Raw genomic sequence first — 21,717 nt, forward strand, 5'->3', positions numbered from 1 at the left:
ACGCAAGCGGTGCCATCGTGACAACATGCCACTCATTGACCACGAGTCAATTCTGGCGGACCTCAGGCAGGTTCGGCGTGCCGGACCGGTCAGACTGCGCGACCTGACGCTCTCCGCCCTCCGGTGTGCGGCCGCCGCCCGCACACCGGACGGATCGGTCGAGGGACTGCTGCGGCTCGCCGTGGCGCGCATCGACACGGACACCCTGCGGACGGCTGCCGAGTACACCCTCGGCCTGGCACAGGGCACCCGGGACTGGGCGCCCTCGTCACGGCGAAGCCGGGCGGCCCAGGTCTACGGGGTCAGCGTCGAGCGTTTCCGCAAGCACCAGGAACTCGTGGTCCTCGGGCACGTCGCCGACCAGATCGTGGAGCTGGCGGACGGCGGCGCCGCACAGGACTGGAGCGGGTCCTCGCACCGGCACGTGGACGTCCGCGCGGCCGGACGCAGTGTCCGACTCACCCTGCATGTCCACCCGGTCGACCTGCTGCGCAACGTCGACGTGGTGGTCTCGCCGAGCAATACGCACTTCGGGCTGCCCGAACCGTACAAGTCCTCCGTCTCGGCCTCGCTGCGCCGAGCGGGCGCGGTCCAGGGCGTGACCGGCGACGTGCACGACGACCCGGTCCTCGAAGGCCTGCGCAAATGGACCGCCCAGCAGGGCACTTCGGGCCGCCCGGTCCTCCCCGGCACCGTGGCCGCGGCCGACCCCGGCGCCCTCGCGAGCCAGGGGATACGCCGGATCTACCACGCGGCTGTCGCCGTGCCCCGGGCCGGCACCAACGACTACGACGTGCTTCCCGCCGACATCACCCGAGCCACGTCCCGTGTCCTCGCGATCCTCGCGGACGAGCACGACCACTTCACGCCACCGCTGCGCTCGGTGTGCTTCCCGCTGCTCGGCTCGGGACGCGGCGGCCTGCCGTACGAGGTCAGCCTGGCTGCCATGTGGCCCGCCGTGGAGGCGGAGTTGGCCCGGGGCGCGCAGTGGGATCTCCACTTCGTCGTCCGGACCCCGGCCGCCGCCGCGCTCCTCGAACGGCTGCCCACCAGGATCCGCCCGCACCGCGACCAGTCCCCGCCCGGACCTTCCTGTTGACTGGAACCACCAGGGGAATTCCGGCCGTCCACCGGCCGTGGAATTCCCCAGGCTCTTCTTTTCCCTTCGCCTTATGAAGGAGATCAAGAGGAATCCGGAACCCGTGTGCTTCATGTAGGCGTCCGTGGCACTTGCATGCTTCAAAGGTCGACTGGCTCTGCGATCGGAGAGGTAAGGATCATTGATCGGCGAAAATGATCGTGCGTGTCCGGTGTGCGGAACTCCTGACGGGGACGAACCCCGCTGCCCGGACTGTGGATGGCAGATGCACGGCGACCCGGTCCTGGGGGATCCGACCGACGCCGACCGGGAGTCCGCGGCGGCCGTGCTGCGGGCCGCCGAGCACGCCTGGGACATACGGGCGGCGGCGCTGTCGGGGGCGGGCACCGACGGCGGAGGCCAGACGGCGGCGGTGCTGCGGGGCGGCCCCGCGGGGCCCGGCGAAGCGGATCCGGCAGCGCACCGAGCGCGTGGGCGCCGCCCGCGCCGTCGTCCACCTGCTCCAGCGCCACCACGGCCCGGCGGAAGGCCTGGCGGAGCTCCAGGAGCGCGGATTCGGCGTCCGGCCCCTCGCGTCGGGCATCGTTCACGACGATCTCCGTCCTCCCCGGGTGGGCCGACTCGGCGAAGCCGACGTGGAGCCGCCCCGCCGGAACTTCATCGCATCCCCGGGTCCACGCCGACCGGTCGTTCCGGCCCTTTGGCCCTTTGCGATCAAACGGCCGGGCGGCCTCGACGACGGCTCAACCACCATGACGTCACAGCGACTTCACGCCCGGGGCTGTGCCCTTCACGGGCCCGGACGGCCGCTGCCCGCACGTCGGGGCGGCCGGTCACCGCCGGGGCCGGAACGGATTCCTCAGCACCGCGCCCGCCGCGTCACTCCCCGTCGCGCAGCCGGGCCGCCAAGGAGGCCAGCGGCTCGGCCTCCTCGGTCTGGCCCAGGGCGGTCAGGCGGGAGACCGCCGCGTCGAGCCGGTTGAGGGCGGGGGCGGGACGTTCCAGGTAGATGCCCTCCACGGCACCGGCGAGACGGACGCACTCGGCCCACTCGCCGGCGTGCTCCTCCTCCGGTCCCGGCTCGCCGAGCAGGGCGAGGGCCTTCTCCAGGGCGGCCAGGGCGGCATCGCACTCACCGGCGTAGGCATTGACCCGCCCGTGTTCGTAAGCCAGGGCGGTGTCCAGGGAACGGCCGCGGGCCTGGTACTCGGCGGCGCGGGCCTCGTCGGCGATCCGGCCGGCTTCGGCGAGGAGGGCGAGGGCATCGGCCAGGCCGTCGGAGCCCTGCTGCTCGGCCTGGAGGCGGGCGAGTTCGCGCAGGCAGTTGCTGAGCTGCTCATAGCGCGGGGCCCGCGCGTGGGCGGCGAGTGCCTGGTCCACGACCTCGCGGGCCCGGCCGAACTCGCCGGACTCACCGAGGAGTACGGCCGTCTCCGCGGCGATCATGGCGTGGCTCCCCGGGTCGTCGTCCCAGCCGGCCGACTCGGCCGCGAGGGCGACGAACTCCGTCGCGGCGGCCTTCAGGTCCTCCCCCTCGTGCAGCGCGCGGGCGCGGGTCAGGCGCAGTTGAGCGAGGAGCCGGTCGTCCAGCTCTCCGGCGGCGACGTCCGGTTCGGCCAGGAGGGAGTCGAGCAGGGCGATGCAGTCCTCGACGCGGCCCAGGTCGAGGCAGAGCTGGGCCGCGTTGCCGTAGGTGCAGAACGCGTCCGTCCGGCTGCCGCCGCGCAGGTCCAGCTCCGCCGAGCGCGTCAGGTGCCGCAGTGCCTCGTCGGGGCGGCCGAGGCGCATGCAGGCCTCGGCCAGATCACCGTGGAGGCGGGCGGCGTCGACCACGCCGGCCGGCCAGTCGGCGGCCAGTCGCAGGCCCTCGGTCAGGTCCGCGTGCGCGGCCTGCGCGTCCTGGAGTCCGATCTGGAGCCGGCCGCGCAGTCCGAGCGTACGGGGCAGGTGCCAGGCGGGGCCGTGCTCCTTCAGCCGGCCGAGGAGGCCATCGATCCCGGTGACCGCGGCGGGCAGGTCGCCGGAGAGGGCGTACGTGCCGGCCCGCAGCAGCAGGGCGCCGGAGATCTGCCCGACGAGGTCGTGCCGGGTGGCGAACGCGTGCAGCAGGTCCACCTCGGCGAAGACCGGCGCGACGTGCTCCTCGCTCCCCGACGTCTGCAGCCGCATGCCGAGCGCGGTCGCCCGCAGCCGCAGCAGGCGGGCCTCCTGGTACGGGGCGAGGCCGGACGTCTCCTCGTGCAGGCGGACCACGGACGCGTGGGCGGCGGTCAGCGCGGCGGCCTTCTCCTCGGCCCCGTCGGCGCCCTCGCCCTCCGCGGGGATCTCGGCGGCGGCGAACAGGGCGCAGGCGCGGGCGATCGCCGCGTCACCCGGCACTCCGGCGTCGTCGTACAGACCCGCGGCCTCCTCGTGGAGAGCTGCGGCATCGGCGAACTCGTCCTTCTCGCCCGCCCGGGTCGCCTCGTCGGTCAGCAGATCCGCGCGCAGCCGCACGAGCGGGCCCACGGCCGGGTCGTCGGGGTGGGTGTAGTCGCGGGCGGCGACGAGCGTGCGCAGCCGCGCCCAGCAGGCCTGTGCACCCGGGTGCCCCTGCTCGTCCAACTCCCGTGCATGGCGGATGAGTTCGGGCAGCGGCTCCGGGACGGCGGCGGCCGTACGGGCGGCGGGCGCGGCAACCGGGGCGGCCGGGGTCACATCGTCGAGGCCGCGGGTGCGCAGGGTCAGTTCCAGCGCGTCCAGGAGCGGGGCACGGTCGAGGCGTGCCCTGCGGCGGTCGGTGTGGGCCGTGGTTCCGTTGCGGGCGTCGAAGCGGGCGGCGAGGTCGTCGGCGCGACTGCGCACCTCGGCGCGCAGTCCGGCCACCGTCCAGGTGCGGCCCGCGTATCCGGCGGCGGGCAGTTCGCCGTGGCCGAGGTGGTCGACGCGCTGGAGGAGGACCTCCACACCGGTGAGGAAGTCGGACAGGTCCAGCGGCGAGTCCACCTCGTCGAACAGGCTCCGGTTCTCGGCGAGCAGTTCCAGGCCGCGTGCCTCGTTGCCGGTCAGCGCGCAGAACTCCAGGTGCCGGCCGACCTCCCGGGACATCGAGGGGTTGCGGCGGCAGCCGCGGTAGCCGGCGAGGTGCAGCTCGCGGGCCCGGTCGATACGGCCGGTGCGCAGCAGGGGCAGCAGCGCGTGCGAGACGGAGCGGGCCGGCTCCTCCTGGCAGGACTCCTTCCCGGCCAGGACGGGCTCCCAGGCGCCCAGCGCCCGCTCGTCGTCGCCCGCCGCGAGGTGGTGCAGGGCGAGCTCGCCGATCTCGCAGGCCTCGCAGTCGCTGAGCCGGGTCCGGGGGCGGCCCGCCCACAGCTCGTAGGCAAGTATGGTGTCCTCGCCGACGTGGACGGCGAGCTGGAACGCCTGTCCGTAGTAGGGCTGGAGGCCCAGGCCGGCCTTCTCGTACCGTTCGCGCATCTCCGTCAGCCACTGGCGCAGGCTGGCCAGGGGTACCTCGGGCAGCTCGCACAGGGCGCCGGCCACCCACTTGAACCGCCAGAACAGCGTGTGGTGCCGGCGCTCGTCGAAGACATCGGGCTGCTCGTCGAACAGGGTGAGCAGGCGGGCGAAGACGACGGGCGACTTCCGGGGTTCGGAGCCGTAGGTGTACGCCTCGTGGAGTTCGAAGAGCGCGTCGACGAGCGGGGCGGGCTCCGCGAACTGCTCGGCGGCGTCCACGAGTTCCTCGGCGGTGACGGTGCGGGGGCGACCGTAGGGGCGCCGGTCGTTCTCCTGGAGCGCCTGGTACAGCTCGTCGGTGGTCTGGGGTGCGGTCGGCATCGTCAGCTGTCCTTCCGGAGGGCGTGGGCGAGAAGGTCGAGGAAGGAGCGGTTGATGAGGCTCGACTCGGAGGGCCTGAGCGGGCGCCGGGACAGCATCGCGGCCTGCCCGTAGAGGGCTTCGGCGCTGGTACGGGCCAGCTCGGGCTCGTCGATGGCGACGGCGGCGCGGACCAGCGGGTTGAGCTGGTTGAGGATCAGCTGGGCCCGCGGGGCCTCCTGGCGCAGAGCGCCGAGGATGTCGCCCCACAGGCCGCCCTCCTGCTCACGGGCGAGCTGGGAGCGGGTGCGCTCGTGCCGGGCCTCGCGGCTGTCGACGAGGAGGGCGGGGGCGGAGGCGGGCTGGAAGGTACGCAGCGCGACGTCGCAGTCGAAGACGGCGAGGGCGTCGCGGGCCAGGGCGAGGTAGGCCATGGCGGCCAGTTCCGTCTCCCGGTCGACGGGGTCGAGATGGGCGGTGAGGGTCGCCGGGTCGAGGTCGGCGACGCTGACCTCGGGCCTGATCTCGGGGAGCCGGTGGACCAGTTCACGGTCGTATGTGTAGCCGCCGTTGACGACGCCGAGCCCGGCGGCCGAGGCTATCGCCGCGACCTGCCGGAACTCCTCCACGCTCGACGTCACGAGCACGGTGCGGTGGGTGCGCGCGAACTCGTCGAGGGTGGCGTGCCCGTCGGTGGTCTCGAACGGCAGCCAGGGCAGCAGCATCCGCAGGATCTCGTCGTCGTGCACCGCCAGCGACTTCACGGCCAGGTGGTGGGCCTGGAGGAAGCGGGCGAGCAGGTCCGGATCGCTGGCGGCGGCTCGGGCGATCCACGCACGCAGCCGCTCGGCGAGGGCCTCGCGAACGGCGGCGAGCGTGTCGTCCTCGTACAGGGACTCGCGGGACGCCGTCGGACGCAGGCTCTCGGCGTCGACGACGCAGCGGACGAAGAACGCCCACTCGGGCAGGATCTCCTCGGCCTGCTCGGACAGCAGCATGCCCTTGACGTGCACGCGATGGCCGTGGCGGCGCCCGGTCGGCACCGCCTCGGGCAGCACGCACGCGATGCCCTTCAGGCCCACGGCCGGCAGGTCCAGCTCGATGGTGTCCAGCGGCGTGAACCCGAAGACCTCCTCGCCGTACGCGGCCAGCGCGCGGGAACGGGCTCCCGGGGTGGGGTGCGTACGTGCCCAGGGCGCGGGCTCGGGGTTGACGGATGCGCCCGGACCACCCGTGCCGTCGTCGAAGCTCACCGGGTGGCGCAGCAGGGAGCCGAAGTGCCGGGCCAGCGCGTGCACCCGCGCCGGCCGGGTCCACTCGCCCGTGTCGGCGCGCGGCGTCAGCGTGACGGTGGTACCGGGCCGGGGGCGGGCGGATGCGGGCAGGGTGCGGACGGTGTAGCTGCCGTCGCCGCGTCCCCGCCACTCCACGGCGGGTGCGTCGGGGGTGCGGGCGGAGCGGCTGAGGACCTGGATCTCGTCCGCGACCAGGAAGCAGGAGAGCAGGCCGATCCCGAACTGACCGATGAAGTCGCCACGTTGCTCGGCGATCCTTTCGGCGCGCTTGCTGCTGCGGCCGATCGTGGCGAGGAAGGTGTGCACGTCGGCCTCGGTGAGACCGACGCCGTCGTCCTCGACGCGTACCACCGCACCGTCGGCGTACAGGCGGATACCGAAGGCGTCGGCGGGGGCGTCCGGTTCGAGGCCGTGCCGGGCGGTCAGCGCGTCCACCGCGTTCTGCAGGAGTTCGCGCAGGTAGACGCGGGGGCTGGAGTAGAGGTGGTGGGAGAGGAGATCGACGAGGCCGCGCAGATCCACCTGGAAGGTGCGATCGGCGCCGGCCGGGGTCGCTGCGGTGTCGGGCAGAGTCATCGGCAGTCCGGAGTGGGAGGGGCGACGGGTGGCGGGAGGGACCGGGACCGGCGTGGCTCAGACGCGGCGGTGCCGGCGGGCGAACTGCTTCTCGGGCTCCGCGAAATAGGCCCAGGGCCAGCTGGTGTAGGCGCCGTCGAGCGCCTGGAAGACACGCCGGACCGTGTGGCGCTCATCGGCCAGCGACAGGGCCATGGCGAACATGTTGAAGTCGTGCTGCCAGCCCGGTCGCCGCTCGTAGGCGGGGTGGAGGATGCTGTGGTCGGCCGCGTTCCGCAACTCGGCCTGGATCTCGGGAGTTCTGAGGCAGTTCGCACGGTCCGACTCGACCCACTCCTCGATGTGCGCCATGGCGATCACGCAGCCGATCCGGTGCCCCTGCGGGGCGCGGACGAACGCGTCGCGGGCGAACGCCAGGGACTGCCCCGGCTCGCCGCCCCAACGGGGCTGCAACTGCGACAGCCATTCGATGTGGGTATCCAGGTCCAGCGGTTCGCGGCGCAGGGCGGCGTCGAGCCGGGTCTCGTTGACAGTGGGGCCCAGCGACATGCCACGGCCGGAGGCGAGGAGGTGGCGCCACGGCGTGACCCATTCCGGCCGCAGCTCGGCGGCCTCCAACAGCTGCTCCTCGGCGATCCGGAGCCGCTCGTGGAAGACCCGCCACTGCTCCTGCGTGACGTTCGCGGCACGCTCGGCGGTGCGCGCCTCCCAGCCCCAGCTGACGTGGCGCGTTCCGGATATCAGCAGGGCCGTCGCCCGGTGCTCCTCGTCCTCCTCGGCGGCGCGGCCGATCCAGTCCTGCACACCGTCCAAGCCGGCCAGCTCGCCGAGGACTTGGTGGTCACGACCGAGGTCGAAGGGGACCAGCGCCGCCTTGACCGCCTCCCAGTCGCCCGCGTCGGCCGCCTCCACCAGCGCGAGCACCCGCGCGTCCCCGAGCGCGCGCAGTGTGTACATCCCGTTCTTCCGCCTGCGCGGGACAGGAAGGGCGTGCGGATCCGCCGCCGGTCTCTCCTCGCCCCTGCCGAACAGCTTGCCGAACATGCCGCGCCCTCCCCTGGTCCCGGGTGATCGTCGGGTGCAGCATAAGGGGGCCCACCGACATCACTTCCACAGGGTATTCACGGGTGCTTCACGATTCCGGCCACCCGAATTCCCGCCCACGCCCGAGCTGCCGCGAGCCCCGGCGGCTCGGTCCCGTGGACGAGTGAACCGCAGACGAGCGGACCGAGGAGACGAGCGGACCGCGGACGACACCACAGCCCTGTGGATGAAAACGTCGACCGGCGATCGATTCCGGACCCGCGCATGGCGATGCACGGATCACGCGTGTCCGATTGCCCCGGAGCCCAAGGTCACCACAACAAAAAACCCCAGGTCACGGCGAGTGAGTCCTGGGGTTTCCTGGAGCCGCCTTCGGGATTCGAACCCGAGACCTACGCATTACGAGACCACGGGGGTTCGTGACGCCTGATTCCGGCTCGTGACGCCCGGTGCTGTTCTGCCTGATCAGAGCACATGCGAACAGTTCCACCGTGACACCCTGTGTTACCCCGTCCAAAGGCGTCCGGCCGCACTCTGGCCGCACATGGCCACACCTCACGACTGGCAAGCCCGCCAGAGCGACGTTGGCGCTCCCCTACAGGCGAGCCCCAACGGCACTACTCCGACACCGGAACCGTACCGGTCAGAACGACGCAGTCCTGCTTGAACCTCCACGCAGATCGGCTCCACCTGACGCGCAGCCTTGGGAGGCCACAAGAGAATCCAGACGTCCGGCCACCCCTTGGCCACGCTCGGAACCGCAACCCTGGCACTCGGCAGGCGTAGAACTCAATCTCACTGAATCCCAACCGTCGGTCGCACCGATCTCTCACGACTGACGGTACGGCTCACGATAGAGGTCGGCGTGAACCTCCGTGTGGACCTCGGTGCGGATCTTGCCGAGAGAGGGACCTCCGATGTACCGCTGAGTACGGGCGTGGCCGATGGGCTCGATGAGGTCCAACTGGCGCAGGGTGCGGAGGTCGGCGAGGGCCTGGTCGCGGGTGAGGGCTTCCTCGGCCTGGTAGGTCGTACGGCGCAGATGCCCCTGCGTGGCGGCGTACAGGGCCGAGACCGTGCGCCCGTCAAGGCGATGCTCGCCTGCGAGACGCTCCAAGCGGAACCAGAGGCGTGCCGCCGCTTCGAAGCGGCGCTGCACTTCCTGGGCCTGGAGGTGGTGGGCAGTAAGGCAGAACCTGATCCAGGAGGCGGCATCACGCTGAGGCTGCCAGGAACCGGCCTGGACGGTGCGCAGCGCGGCGTAGTACTCGCGGGTGTTGAAGTCGTCCGCGCCGAGCCACTCCTCGATGCTGGAGAACTCGGGGGCGAGGACGCCCTCGCGCGCCAGGACGAGCGTGTGGACGGCCCGGGACATCCGGCCGTTGCCGTCACGCCAGGGGTGGATGGAGACCAGGTTGAGGTGAGCCATAGAGGCGCGTACAAGAGCCGGAGCGCCGGTATCCTCCTCCGCGAGCCAGTGCAGAAGCTCATCCATCAGCGCGGGCACCTGCTCGGGGGCCGGAGCCGAGTAGACGGGCGGCCGGTTAGGACCGCCGGAGACCCAGACACCGTTGATTCGGTACTCGCCGGGGCGTACCTCTTCGTCGGCAGCCCGGGCCATCATGAAGTGCAGGGCCGAGAGCAGGGTGTGGTCCCAGGAGAAGATCCGGAAGCCCGACGCACGCTGGATATAGGTGAGGGCGTCGCGGTACCCGGTGACGGCGTTGCGGGTTACCTCGTCGGTATCGGGGGAGATGTCCCCGCCGGCCATCAGAGTCTCGGCGTCCTCGGCGCTGATCGTGTAGCCCTCGATATGGGTTGATCCCCGCACAGCAGCCGCAGTGAGCGAGCGGCGCAGCTGTCCTTCCCAACGGCGGGGCTGGGCGAGCCGGTGACGGAACTCGGTACGGAGCACCTCAATCTCGTCAATGACGCGATGATCGTCCGGGGTCAGGGAGGGCGTGGCGAACAGCATTCTTCGATACTACGACACACGTAGGGTCGGCGTATCGAGTGTTGCGGTTGCGACACACACAGGGCAACCGCGCCCGAGCCGTACACGAGCACCCAGACGAGTGCACCCCGCGCCCCAAAAGAACGTGGCCTCACTGCCGCCATCGGCCTGACGCTCCGTATCCGCCAGATGTGCCTGACTGCGCTGGAGGGACCGGGCCGCCCGCCTGGAGATGGAGCGCAATCAGCGTGTCCGGCCCACCGCGGCGGTGGAGCGCTCCCGGGTCGCGCGCGAGATGCGCGACGTCGTTGGCCTCAACCTCTCGGTCATGATCGGTCTCGCCGACGGCGCCGTGCCCCTCGCCGCCCACCGCAACGAGCGGTCCGCCGAGGCCCTGCGCATCCTGGGCGACACCAGCCGCCAGGCCATGGGCGAGCTACGCCGCGTTCTGGGCGTGCTGCGCGAGGAACAGGAGGGCGGCGGCTACTCAGCCCGCAGCCCAGGGGCCGTGACTAGGCCCCGGTGGGCGCGGGGCTGACCGTGACCTACCGGACCGTGGGCGATCTCTACGCGCCGGGCAGCGGTGTCCAGCTCGCCATCCACCGCACAGCCAAGAAGCCCGGACCAACACGCTCAAGCACGCGGGCACCGACTCCACCGCCGCAGAGACCGTGGCCGCGCACGCCGGCCGGGGCCGTACCTGCGCGACGAGGCTGCCGAGCCGGAAGCCTCAGTCATCCGTTCCGCACAGACATCAGCCATGCCAGGTCCGCCGCTGCCTGGCTGCGGACCGTCTGTTCACGGGTGAACAGCTCCTCGGTCTTCGTCAGTACCAGCGTGTACGGGCGCCCTTGCCGCCTGGTCTGGTGGTGCACCGGGAGCTCGGCCGAGTCGATCCTGGTGTGCACATGCCGCCGCCCTTCCTTCACCAGCGGCCATTCAAGGACCCGCCTCGACCGGGAGCCGAGGAACGCGCCGAGGACACCACACGGCTCGCAGCCGCACCCGGCCCAGGCCACTGACCAGTCGTCAGCAGCTCGCGGCGGCCGCTCGCACACCGCGCGGAGCCGGTCCGCGCAGTTCCGCGCGATGACGTCGAGCCCCGCCACGCCCCGCTCGGCCGACGCGCTCGCCTCCGCGGCGTGGCGCAGCAGCGGCATCAGGCACTCGAGTACCGTGTCCTCGCGTTCGCGCAGGGCTGCCAGGATCCCGTCCCGCAGCTCTTCGTCGGCCGCCGCCAGGACGTGTCGCAGCGGCAGGGCCAGCTGTTGCAGCTGCGCACGGCGGATCTCGGCCGGCCCGGTCGTGGTCCACAGCCGCAGGCCGCTGTCCACCGCAGCCCAAACCCCGGCGGACAGCCGCCGTGCCACCGCCAGCGCCCGATGGGCGCGCAGCGCCGCGCACAGTTCCGGCAACCGCTCGGTCCATTGGTCCTGCTGCGGCTGGAGGCGGTGCTCCGATGCGAACCAGGCGTCGACGACCGGGCGCATCCACCCGGTCCCGTACCGCTCGGCTGCCGCGGCCAGTCCGCCCGCGTGCTCCGGGCCGAGCGCACCCGCCCGGAACGGCTCCAGCAGCATCGCCGCGGTCTCGGCCGCACCCAGGCCCACCGCCACCTGCAGCGCGCAGTCCAGCAGCTCGGGTTGCGGACAGGTGTGCTTCCAGAACGGTGCGAGGGCCTGGGCCTGGTCGCGCGCCCGGTCCAGGTCGCCCCGCGCGATGCCGACGCGCAGTTCCTCCAGGGCCCACCGCGATCCGGCCTCGCCGCGTGCCGCGAAGGCCCGCTCACGCGGCCACACGACAACCGCGGCCCGCCGGTACCAGCGGTCCAGCGTGTTGCCGTAGTTGCCCATGTAGCCCTCGTACTGGGAGTCGTAGGGCGTCAGATCCGCGCTCGCGGTACTCGCGCACACCTCGTAGTCGTGAACCCGCAACGAGATCTCTTCGCCACCGGTGCCGTCCAGGCCGGTCCACCAGCCCAGGGTGATCTCGTCGTCGATCAGTTCCTGGAGGACGTAGTCCCCGTCCTCACCCGCATCACCGACCTCCCCGTCCTCGCCCGCATCCCCGTCCTCATCCTCGTCGTACCAGTGGTCGTCCCAGGGATCGTCCCCTTCGGGATAGGCATCCCAGGTCTCTTTCACCTCGGCCAGGGCGAGCACCGACTCACACCCGGCCTGCCCGGAGGCGGCACGCAGCAGAGCGGCACGCCCCGCGTCGGCGCCCTTGAGCCGCTCCCAGCTCAGGCCCCGCTGGGTGTACTCGTGATCGAGCAGGTACACGAGCCGGGTCGGCGGATCCAACTCGCGGGTGCCGTAGCGCGGTTTGGCGGGCGAGCCGAAGTGCCGGCCCAGACTGTGCGCAATCTCCGCCAGCGGTCCGGACGCCTCTGCCGAAGTCCCCGGCTCGGCGAGCAGGTTGAAGGTGAGCGTCACCCGGTACCCGGTTCGGACCGGAGTGACCTGGTGCCGACAGTCGGCATAGAAGGCGACGAGGCTCAGATCCGTCTTCGAGGCGCGGTAGGCGCACTGGTGCCCGGCGTGCTCGACGACCAGCTCTCCCCCCGTGTGCGCCGAAGGCAGGGAGAGCACCAGCGTGCCCACCATGGCGTCGTCCTTCTCCGAATCCTGGTGCGGAAGGAAGAACTGGCCCTTGCCGTACACCAGCATCGCGTGCGGCTCAGCCCGCAGCCGAGTCGCCGCCGGGAGCCCGAGAGCGTCCCGGAAATGCTCCAGCGCGCCACTCAGCAGCGACGGCCAGGAAGGACCAGCAAGGCTGAGCTGATCCGGCAGGATCTGCCAGGTGTCACGCACACTGGTGTCGCTCAGCGTCTGTTCGCCCCTCCCGAACAACGCCGGCCGTGCCACCGAGATCAGCCGCTTCACCTGGGGCGCCCGCAGCGGAAGGCTCACCGGCCCGACCCCGGCCACCTCAAGGCCCAGGCCGGCCACCGGCGCCTCCAGCCGGGCACTGAAAGCCCCCGCCGCCTTCGCCCCGCCGAGCAGCCCAGCCAGCAGTTCCCTCGGTTCCGCCACCACACGCCTGCCCTCCGACCCCTGCGGGCCCGTCGTTCTCGGCTCGATCCTACGAACCCCACGGCACCGCCAGGACCGTAACCGTGGATGGGCCCCGAACGAGGCATCACGTCCAAGTCCCGTGAGATGAGCCGCAGCGCCTGTCGGTAGTCTGCACGGATGTGAGCGAGTACCAGTACTACGAGTTCCAGGCCATCGACCGACCGTTGACGAAGGACGAGCTCGAAGGGGTGCGGGCGCTGTCGAGCCGGGCCCGGATCAGCGCGACGCACTTCGTCAACGAGTACCACTACGGCAACTTCCGCGGCGATGAGCGCAAACTGATGGAGCAGATGTACGACGCCCATCTGTACTTCGCCAACTGGGGCTCGCGGCGTCTGCTGCTGCGCCTGCCCACCGCACTGCTGCCCGCCCGCAGCGCCGAACCGTACTGCGCGGAAGACGCCTTGACCTGCTGGACCAGGAAAGGGCGCCTTCTGCTCGACTTCTCCTACGATGCCGAGGACGGCGGCGAGTGGGACTTCGAGACCTCCTTCACCCTCGCCTCCTTCACCACCCTGCGTACCGAACTCGCCGCAGGCGACCTGCGCCCCCTCTATCTGGCCTGGCTCTCCGCGCTCACTCGCTGGGAGCTGGAGGAGGACGTCGAAGAGGACGAGTACACCTCCACCGTCGAGCCGCCCGTACCCGTCGGCCTTGCCCGACTCACCGGCCCGCAGCAGGCCTTGGCCGACTTCCTTCACGTCGACCCTCATCTGCTCACCGCGGCTGCCCGCGCCAGCGGTGCCGCCCCTTCCCAGGCAATCGACAAGGACGCGCTCACCGCCTGGATCCGCGCCCTGCCACCACACGAGAAGGACACCCTGCTGTTGGACGCAGCCCTGGGCACCGCCCCGCAACCGGGCCCCACTCTGCTGGCCCGCCACCGCGCCGCGTCCCGTGACACGGCCGAACCGTCCACCGCTTCCCGGCGCCGCTCAGCCGCGGAGCTCCTCGACGCCGCCCACGAGGTGCGCAGCGAGCACACGCGGCAGCAAGAGCAGGCCCGCACCCAGGCCCGCCGAGCCGAACAGCGGGCTCGCGAGAGCCACCTGGACCGCCTGGCCGAGAACACGGAGCAAGCCTGGCAGGACATCGCCCACCTGATCGGACAGAAGCAGCCCGGCCCCTACGACAACGCCGTCACCCTGCTGAAGGATCTCCGCGAGCTCCACGACCGGGCGGGCACCCCCGAGGAGTTCGCCCGGCGCCTGCACGACCTGCGCGAACAGCACCGCGGCAAGTCCTCGCTGATGCGACGCTTCACCAACGCCGGCCTGACAGCCCGCTGAGGCGCGCTCAGATGCGTACTTCGACGAGTGCCTCGGCGTCGACCGTTTCAGCAAAGGCCCAGCGCAACACGGCGGGAGGCGCGTCTGCCACCAACCGCGGGTCGAGTTCCTGGAAGAAACGCATCGCATCGAAGACGGTGTCGATGACAGGGCGGTCCGCCACTTCCTTGCGATAGGCGTCCTGAGCCTCTCCGCGAGCTCGCTTCTGCGAGACCGGCGCGGAAGGTTCCAACTCCACATAGTCGGTCGGCATGTCCGCGTACCGCGCCCACCGATAGACGCTGCGCGTCCGATCACCGCGATATCGCATCGGGACACCGAACACGGTTCCCCCGACGAGGAGATCGCCGTAGAGCACAGGGGAGTGTTCCTCGCAGTTGCGGATCAGCTCCAGACCCATGACGACCTTGCCCAGCGGATCTTGAGCGCGATGCTTCTTGTAGGTGTCGCCGAAAGCGTTCTGGAAGACGGCTTCGTCGAGCACGTTGACAGCCGTCGCCACCCTGCGAATCTCCAAGGCCGCAGCCTCCGGGTCCTCCATGGTGGCGTACCAGTACGCCTCGACCGCTCTGCGGAGTTCCCGCATGTAACGGCGGCCCTGGGCCAGTAACGCTCAGGGAGGGCGAAACTAGTTGCTGCCATAGCCATGAAGCATTCCAGGTCCAAGTCCCGCGAATCCACCCAGTTTGCGCGCCCCGACATCGTCGCCGCGACGTCACCAGCCGACCTCGGTGCTTGTGGAGATCGAACAAAGCGACTGCTGTCTCGCCGGCTCCCGGCTCACACGTCCTGGCCACACCTCTGCAGCGCCGCTGCAGAAATAGCCGCACCTCGGCCTCACATCGCCGTCGGCCGGCTCGCTGAGCGCTTCAACCCCCACCGGGGAAGGTCACAGAAAAGCAAAAGCCCCAGGTCACGGCGAGTGAGTCCTGAGGCTTCCACAGAGCCGCCTTCGGGATTCGAACCCGAGACCTACGCATTACGAGTGCGTTGCTCTGGCCAACTGAGCTAAGGCGGCACACCCTGTCGCACCATGGTGCGATCAGCAGCGTCGCCAAGTCTACACAGTTTCCGGGGGTGCTCCGTACCAGCCTCATTCCGGGCCGTTTCCGCAGGTCAGCGGCGAGGCGGGGTGGTCAGGAGCACATCTTGTCCTTGGTCGGCGGGGTGCCTTCCAGGAGGTAGGTGTTGATCGCCGTGTCGATGCAGTCGCTGCCGCGGCCGTACGCCGTGTGGCCGTCGCCCCGGTAGGTGAGGAGGGTGCCGGAGGAGAGCTGGCCGGCCAGGGACCGGGCCCACTTGTACGGGGTGGCCGGGTCGCGGATCGTGCCGACCACGACGATCGGGGCCGCGCCCTTCGCCTCGATGCGGTGCGGGGTACCGGTGGCCGGGACCGGCCAGTAGGCGCAGTTCAGAGCCGTCCAGGCGAAGGCCTTGCCGAAGACCGGGGACGCCTTCTCGAAGGCGGGGACGGCCCGGGTGACGGCCTTGGTGTCGGCGAAGGCGGGCGGCTGGTCCAGGCAGTTCACAGCGGCGTTGGCGAACATGAGGTTGGCGTACGTGCCGTTCGGCCGGCGTTCGTAGTAGCTGTCCGACAGGGAGAGCAGACCGGAGCCGTCGCCCTTCTGGGCAGCGGCGAGGGCCTCGCGGAGCTGCGGCCAGGCCGACTCGTCGTACATGGCGGCGATGACCCCCGTGGTGCCCAGGGATTCGGTGAGCCTGCGGGAGTCACCGGTGGCGATCGGCCGGGCGTCGAGGTCGGTGAAGAGCCGCTTCAGTCGGGTGGCGGCATCGGCGGTCGAGGTGGTGCCGAGCGGGCAGTCCTTCTTCTTCACGCAGTCGGCGGCGAAGGCCTGGAACGCGGTCTCGAAGCCCGTGGTCTGCTCGCGGTTCAGGTCGACGGCGTCGAGCGACGGGTCCATCGCGCCGTCGAGGACCAGCCGGCCGACCCGGGCGGGGAAGAGTCCGGCGTACGTCGCACCGAGGTAGGTGCCGTACGACGCCCCGACGTAGTGCAGCTTCTCGTCGCCGAGCAGGGATCGCAGGATGTCCATGTCGCGGGCGGTCTCGACGGTGGAGACATGGGGCAGGATCTCGCCGGAGCGCTTCTCGCAGCCGCCCGCGAACTGCTTGAACGCGCCGCTCAGCTCGGTGACCTCGCCGGCGTCGTCCGGGGTCTGGTCGACCTGGGTGTAGGTGTCCATCTGCGGACCGGTGAGGCATACGACGGGCTCGCTGCGGGCCACTCCGCGCGGGTCGACGGCGACCATGTCGTAGCGGGCCCGGACCTGGGCCGGGTAGCCGAGGGCCGCGTAGCTCTGGAGGTACTCGATGGCCGAGCCGCCGGGGCCGCCCGGGTTCACCAGGAGGGAGCCGATCCGCTTGCCGGGTCCGGTCGCCTTCTTGCGGGAGACGGCCAGTTCGATATCGCCGCTGTCCGGTTTCTTGTAGTCCAGTGGTGCCTTCATCGTTGTGCACTGGAACCCCTCGACGCCGCAGTCCCGCCACCTCAGTTGCTGCGCGTAGTACGACTTGAGCTCGGCGGGGACGGACGGCGCGGGCGATGCGGACGGCGAGCTGCTCGTCGAACTGCCGCTGGTGCAGCCGGAGATGAGAAGGCCGGCCGTGCCGAGCGCGGTGGCGAGAATGCGGAGCGAGCGCCTGGTGTCCATCCCCGGAGCGTAGTGGCCGGGTGGCGATTCGCCCGATTCGCTCCTCGTACGGGTGAATGAGCGATCGTGAATGAGCGATCGTGAACGGGCCGGGTGCGGATGCGCGGGTGTGGGTGGCCGACCGGGAACGGGTGGTGTCAGCCCACTCGCAGCGCCATCGTCATCGCCTCCACCGCGAGCAGCGGCGCCACATTGCGGTCCAGCGCCCGGCGGCAGGCGGTCACCGCCTCTATCCGGCGCAGGGTGCGCTCGGGCGTGGAGGAGCGGGCGATGCGGTCGAGGGCGTCCTGGACGTCCCCATTGGCGATGGCGATCCGCGAGCCCAGCTGGATGGCCAGCACGTCACGGTAGAAGCCGGTCAGGTCGGTGAGCGCGAGATCGAGGCTGTCGCGCTGCGTGCGCGTCTTGCGGCGCTTCTGCCTGTCCTCCAGCTCCTTCATCACCCCTGCGGTGCCGCGCGGCAGCCGTCCCCCGGCGGCGGCGCCGAGTGCGGCCTTCATCTCTTCCGTCTCCTTGACGTCGACCTCCTCGGAGACCTGCTTGGCGTCATCGGTGGCGGTGTCGATCAGCTCCTGGGCGGCCTTGAGGCAGCCCCCGATGTCCTCGACCCGCAACGGGAGTTTGAGCACGGCGGCGCGGCGAGAGCGGGCCCGCTCGTCGGTCGCGAGGCGGCGGGCCCTGTCGATGTGGCCCTGAGTGGCTCGGGCGGCGGACGCGGCCCGCTCCGGATCGATGCCGTCCCGCCTGATCAGGACATCGGCGACCGCGTCGACCGGGGGCGTGCGCAGCGTGAGGTGGCGGCATCGGGAGCGGATGGTGGGCAGCACGTCTTCGAGGGAGGGCGCGCAGAGCAGCCACACCGTCCGGGGCGCGGGCTCCTCGACCGCCTTCAGCAGTACGTTCCCCGCGCCCTCGGTGAGCCGGTCGGCGTCCTCCAGGACGATGACCTGCCAGCGGCCGACGGCCGGGGAGAGCTGGGCACGGCGGACCAGCTCGCGGGTCTCCTTCACACCGATGGAGAGCAGATCGGTCCGGACCACTTCCACGTCGGCGTGTGTGCCGATGAGGCTGGTGTGGCAGCCGTCGCAGAAGCCGCAGCCTGGTGCGCCGCCCAGGGCGCGGTCGGGGCTGGTGCACTGGAGGGCGGCGGCGAAGGCACGGGCGGCGGTGGAGCGGCCGGAGCCCGGCGGTCCCGTGAACAGCCAGGCGTGGGTCATCTTCGACCCCGGCGGGACCGACTCTCCCGCGGAGTGGGCGGTGACCAGCGCATCGGCGTCCCGGGCGGCGGCGCCGAGCTGCTCCTGCACCCGGTCCTGGCCGACCAGGTCGTCCCATACGGTCATGAGTCACCGCCCTTCCGGTGGTGTGCGCGCTGCGCGGCCGTCGTGCGGTGCCGCCGCGCAGCTCTGATGTCGCTGCTTGTCGATCCGGCTTCTCCGATCCGACACCCATTGTGGGGGACGGGTCTGACAATCCCGGCAACAAGGCGGTCCGGCGGCTGCCGGGCGGGCGGTCCCGGCCCGGCAGCCGTCACGGATCAGCGACGCGGGCGACGTCCCCGGCCCGAGCGGCCCGAGTCCCCGTCGTCGTGATGGTCGCCGTGATCGCCCAGCAGCTCGTCCGCCAGCGTCGGCAGATCGTCCAGCGGGGTCTCCTCGGCCCAGTCGGGACGAGGACGGCGGGCGGGACGCTCCTGGCCTTCCCGGTGATCCTGGACCGGCCGCGAGGCACCCGCGTGCGGATCGTCGATCTGCGGAAGCTCACGGGTGCGCTCGTTCTCACTCTCCGGCACGGAGCCCGACGGGCGCTCGTCGCGGAAGATGCCCCGCGGAATCCGGTCCGCCGGATTCGTCTCACGAACGTCCCGGACACCCCGGGCGTCCCGCACCGGCGGAAGGACCGCCGTCTCGTCCGCCGCACCGGGCCGTTCCGACCGGTCCTGGATCTTGGGGATCATCGCCGTCTCGGCCTCGTCGGAGGACGTGGGCGAACTGTCCGGCGCAGGCACCTGCTGCGTCACGTCGTTCGGGTCGACGATCGGCGTCGGCACCGTGATCTCGTTCTCCGGTACGGACGCGGCGGCGGCGGCCTCCGCACGGGCCTTCTCCGCCGCGGCGGCGGCCTCGGCCTCCGCCCGCCTGCGGGCCTCCTCGGCCCGCAACAGCGCCTCTTCGGCCTTGCGCTGCTTCTCCAGCCGCAGGGCCTCGGCCTCCTTGCGCAGCCGCGCCTCCTCCTCGGCCTGCCTGCGCAGCCTGGCCTGCTCGGCCTCACGGGCCGCTTCCTCGGCCTCTCGCCGGACCCGCTCCTCCTCGGCCACCCGGCGGGCTTCCTCGGCCCGCTGGCGGGCCTCCTCCGCCTGGCGTTCGGCCTCGCGCCGGCGTGCTTCCTCCAGCTCGCGGGCCTTGCGCTCCTCCTCCTCGGCACGGAGCTTGGCGAGCTGTTCCTGCCGCTCGCGCTCCAGCCGCTCCTCCTCGGCCTTGCGGGCCGCCTCTTCCTCGGCCTTGCGCCTGGCCTCCTCCTCGGCCGCCTTGCGCGCCTCCTCCTGGGCCTTGATCTCGGCCTCGGAGAGCGGAAGGAGCTGGTCGAGCCGGTGACGTACGACCGTGGTGATCGACTCCGGGTCCTGGCCCGCGTCCACGACCAGGTAGCGGGTCGGGTCGGCCGCGGCCAGCGTCAGGAAGCCGGACCGCACCCGGGCGTGGAACTCCGGCGGCTCGGACTCCAGCCGGTCGGGAGCCTCGGTGAACCGTTCCCGCGCGGTCTCCGGATCGACGTCCAGCAGCACCGTCAGATGCGGTACGAGCCCGCTCGTCGCCCAGCGAGAGATCCGGGCGATCTCGGTCGGGGAGAGGTCGCGGCCCGCGCCCTGGTAGGCGACGGACGAGTCGATGTAACGGTCGGAGATGACGATCGCACCGCGCTCCAGCGCCGGGCGGACGACCGAGTCGACGTGCTCGGCGCGGTCGGCGGCGTACAGCAGCGCCTCGGCCCGGTTGGACAGGCCGGCCGACGAGACGTCGAGCAGGATCGAGCGCAGCCGCTTGCCGACCGGCGTCGCGCCCGGTTCGCGGGTGACGACGACCTCGTGGCCCTTGGCGCGGATCCACTCGGCGAGCGCCTCGACCTGGGTGGACTTGCCCGCGCCGTCGCCACCCTCCAGGGCGATGAAGAAGCCGGTCGCGGCGGGGGCGACGGCCGGGTCGCCGCCGCGCAGCGCCTCCCGCAGATCGCGGCGCAGCGGCACTCCGGAGCGGTCGTCCGTCTTGGCGAGGACGATCACGGCGACCGGCAGCAGCAGTGCGCCGATCAGCATCAGGGCGAAGGCCGCTCCACCGTGCTCGAACACGAAGTCGCCCGAGACCAGCCGGTGGGCGCCGATCGCGGCGGCCAGCAGCGGGCCCGCGAGCGCGCCGAGCGCGATGAGGACCCGTACGACGGCCTGGAGGTGCTCGGTGGTCCTGGCCCGGCGGAACTCCTCGGTCTCCTGGTCGACCAGGACATGACCGGTGTGGGCGGCGACGCCCGCGGCGTATCCGGCGAGCACCGCGATCATCAGCACGGTCGCCGTGTCCGGCACGAGACCCATGGCGAGCAGCGCGATGCCGGTGACGGCGGTGGCCAGGGCGAGCAGCCGGCGCCGCGACAGGGTGGGCAGCACCTTCTCCGCGGTCCGGATGCCGACGCCCGTGGCACCGGTCAGGGCGAGGATCAGCAGCGCGAAGGTGGCGGGTCCGCCGCCCAGGTCGGCGGCGTGCAGCACCGAGGCCGCGGCGGCTGCGGCGATGGCCCCGGCGACCGCGGCCGATGCGCCGACGATCAGCGGGACGGCCCCGGTGCGGCCCCGGTCGGGTCCGCTGCCGGTCGACGGCCGCCGCAGGCCCTCCAGCGGCGAGCGCGGGCGGGGGGTCTGCGTACCGGGCAGTTCCAGGAAGTACAGGGTGGAGATCGACGCCGAGAAGAGTCCGGCCGCGACGTACGAGCCGAGGGCCGCCTGGTGGATCGAGAACCACTCCAGGCCCGAGCCCAGCAGGTTGCCGACGAGGGTGGCGATCAGCAGGACGACCGCCGCGGCCGGGATCGCGGCGAAGTCGGTACGGATGGAGAGCCGGCGCAGTGCGTCGAGGTGGTCGGGCAGCGGGCGTACCGCGGCGCCCTCGGGGGGCGGGGCGGGCAGCAGCGCGGGGGCGGCGCCGTCCTTGGCGACCGTCCACAGGCGTTCGGCCGCGCCGACGACGAAGACGGTGATGAGGATCATCATGAGTGCCTTGTCGGGCATCCAGTCGATCCACAGCGGTGCGACGACCAGCAGCGCGAGCCGCAGCCCGTCCGTCCCGATCATCAGCCACCGCCGGTCCAGCGGTCCGCCGGGCGCGGTGAGCGTCGTCAGCGGCCCGAGGAGTACGGCTCCGAAGAGCAGGGTGGCAAGGATCCGGGCACCGAACACCGCGGCGACGGCAAAGGCCGCCCCTCGGTACCCGGCTCCGAATGAGCCCTCGAGGACCGCCGCTTGCAGCGACATCAGCACCAGCACGAGAAGGGCGAGTGCATCGCCGGTACTGCCGACGAGCTGCGCGCTCCACAACCGCTTCAGCGGGGGAACACGCAACAGGGCTCGTACGGCGCGCTCGCGTGAGTCTGCGGCAAGTGTGTCGGAGGTGGGGCTCACGACCGTTGGCTGCTCGGCTCGCGTCATCCGCCCAGCCTATCCGGAGCGATGGGGTCCCCGGAGGCCCCGTCCGAACATATGGGCGCCGGAGCCGTTCCAGGCCTTCCGACCCCACCCGGCGTCCCCGGCTTTTCCAGCCCCTCCGGCGGAACAGCCGGCCCCTCCGGCGCTTGAGGAGCGGGGTCCGGGGCGGAGCCCCGGTCACGGGAAGGGTCGGGTGGGGGAACAGGCCCGCCGCAGGCGCCCA

General features: G+C 71.7%; 12 protein-coding genes and 1 tRNA gene. 3 read left to right on the top strand and 10 right to left on the bottom strand.

The annotated features are described in order from the left end of the window. The first annotated feature begins 25 nt into the window (after positions 1-25). Positions 26-1,099: a macro domain-containing protein gene (locus tag ACFVX4_RS15610; protein ID WP_389976709.1), complete on the top strand. Its 1,074-nt coding sequence runs from the start codon at positions 26-28 to the stop codon at positions 1,097-1,099. A gap of 879 nt (positions 1,100-1,978) precedes the next feature. Here ACFVX4_RS15610 and ACFVX4_RS15615 read toward each other — a convergent pair. The 4 genes from ACFVX4_RS15615 to ACFVX4_RS15630 form a co-directional block, all read right to left on the bottom strand. Further along, complete coding sequence (locus ACFVX4_RS15615; RefSeq protein ID WP_389976712.1) at positions 1,979-4,918, bottom strand: hypothetical protein; 2,940 nt, start codon at positions 4,916-4,918, stop codon at positions 1,979-1,981. A 2-nt stretch (positions 4,919-4,920) separates the two neighbouring features. Then, a complete protein-coding gene (locus ACFVX4_RS15620) occupies positions 4,921-6,768 on the bottom strand; it encodes an HSP90 family protein (RefSeq protein WP_389976715.1) in 1,848 nt (615 codons plus the stop codon). A 57-nt stretch (positions 6,769-6,825) separates the two neighbouring features. Then, a complete protein-coding gene (locus ACFVX4_RS15625) occupies positions 6,826-7,812 on the bottom strand; it encodes a hypothetical protein (RefSeq protein ID WP_389976718.1) in 987 nt (328 codons plus the stop codon). An 829-nt stretch (positions 7,813-8,641) separates the two neighbouring features. Continuing rightward, a complete protein-coding gene (locus ACFVX4_RS15630) occupies positions 8,642-9,787 on the bottom strand; it encodes a Fic family protein (RefSeq protein ID WP_389976721.1) in 1,146 nt (381 codons plus the stop codon). A 211-nt stretch (positions 9,788-9,998) separates the two neighbouring features. Here ACFVX4_RS15630 and ACFVX4_RS15635 point away from each other — a divergent pair, with 211 nt between their 5' ends. After that, positions 9,999-10,304, top strand: a complete 306-nt coding sequence (locus ACFVX4_RS15635) for a histidine kinase dimerization/phosphoacceptor domain-containing protein (protein WP_389976724.1) — start codon at positions 9,999-10,001, stop codon at positions 10,302-10,304. A gap of 196 nt (positions 10,305-10,500) precedes the next feature. Here ACFVX4_RS15635 and ACFVX4_RS15640 read toward each other — a convergent pair whose 3' ends face one another. Next, entirely contained in the window at positions 10,501-12,801 is a 2,301-nt protein-coding gene (locus tag ACFVX4_RS15640) for a 2OG-Fe(II) oxygenase (RefSeq protein WP_389976727.1), read from the bottom strand. Positions 12,802-12,962: 161 nt separating this feature from the next. Here ACFVX4_RS15640 and ACFVX4_RS15645 point away from each other — a divergent pair, with 161 nt between their 5' ends. Beyond that, entirely contained in the window at positions 12,963-14,132 is a 1,170-nt protein-coding gene (locus ACFVX4_RS15645) for a hypothetical protein (RefSeq protein ID WP_389976731.1), read from the top strand. Positions 14,133-14,139: 7 nt separating this feature from the next. Here the strand turns inward: ACFVX4_RS15645 and ACFVX4_RS15650 are convergent, their stop codons facing one another. The 5 genes from ACFVX4_RS15650 to tmk all read right to left on the bottom strand — a co-directional run bounded on the left by ACFVX4_RS15650 (position 14,140) and on the right by tmk (position 21,497). Beyond that, complete coding sequence (locus tag ACFVX4_RS15650; RefSeq protein ID WP_389976733.1) at positions 14,140-14,718, bottom strand: hypothetical protein; 579 nt, start codon at positions 14,716-14,718, stop codon at positions 14,140-14,142. A 358-nt stretch (positions 14,719-15,076) separates the two neighbouring features. Beyond that, a tRNA-Thr gene (locus ACFVX4_RS15655) sits at positions 15,077-15,150 on the bottom strand. Positions 15,151-15,268: 118 nt separating this feature from the next. Next, entirely contained in the window at positions 15,269-16,804 is a 1,536-nt protein-coding gene (locus ACFVX4_RS15660) for an alpha/beta hydrolase (protein WP_389976736.1), read from the bottom strand. Between the two features lie 137 nt (positions 16,805-16,941). Beyond that, positions 16,942-18,147 carry a DNA polymerase III subunit delta' gene (locus tag ACFVX4_RS15665; RefSeq protein WP_389976739.1) on the bottom strand — a complete coding sequence of 402 codons (1,206 nt, stop codon included), beginning with the start codon at positions 18,145-18,147 and terminating at the stop codon, positions 16,942-16,944. 194 nt (positions 18,148-18,341) lie between these two features. Continuing rightward, on the bottom strand, positions 18,342-21,497 hold the full coding sequence (tmk, locus tag ACFVX4_RS15670) for a dTMP kinase (RefSeq protein ID WP_389976742.1): 3,156 nt from the start codon (positions 21,495-21,497) through the stop codon (positions 18,342-18,344). Positions 21,498-21,717 lie beyond the last annotated feature (220 nt).

Source organism: Streptomyces sp. NPDC058240, assembly GCF_042882135.1.
Taxonomy (GTDB): domain Bacteria; phylum Actinomycetota; class Actinomycetes; order Streptomycetales; family Streptomycetaceae; genus Streptomyces.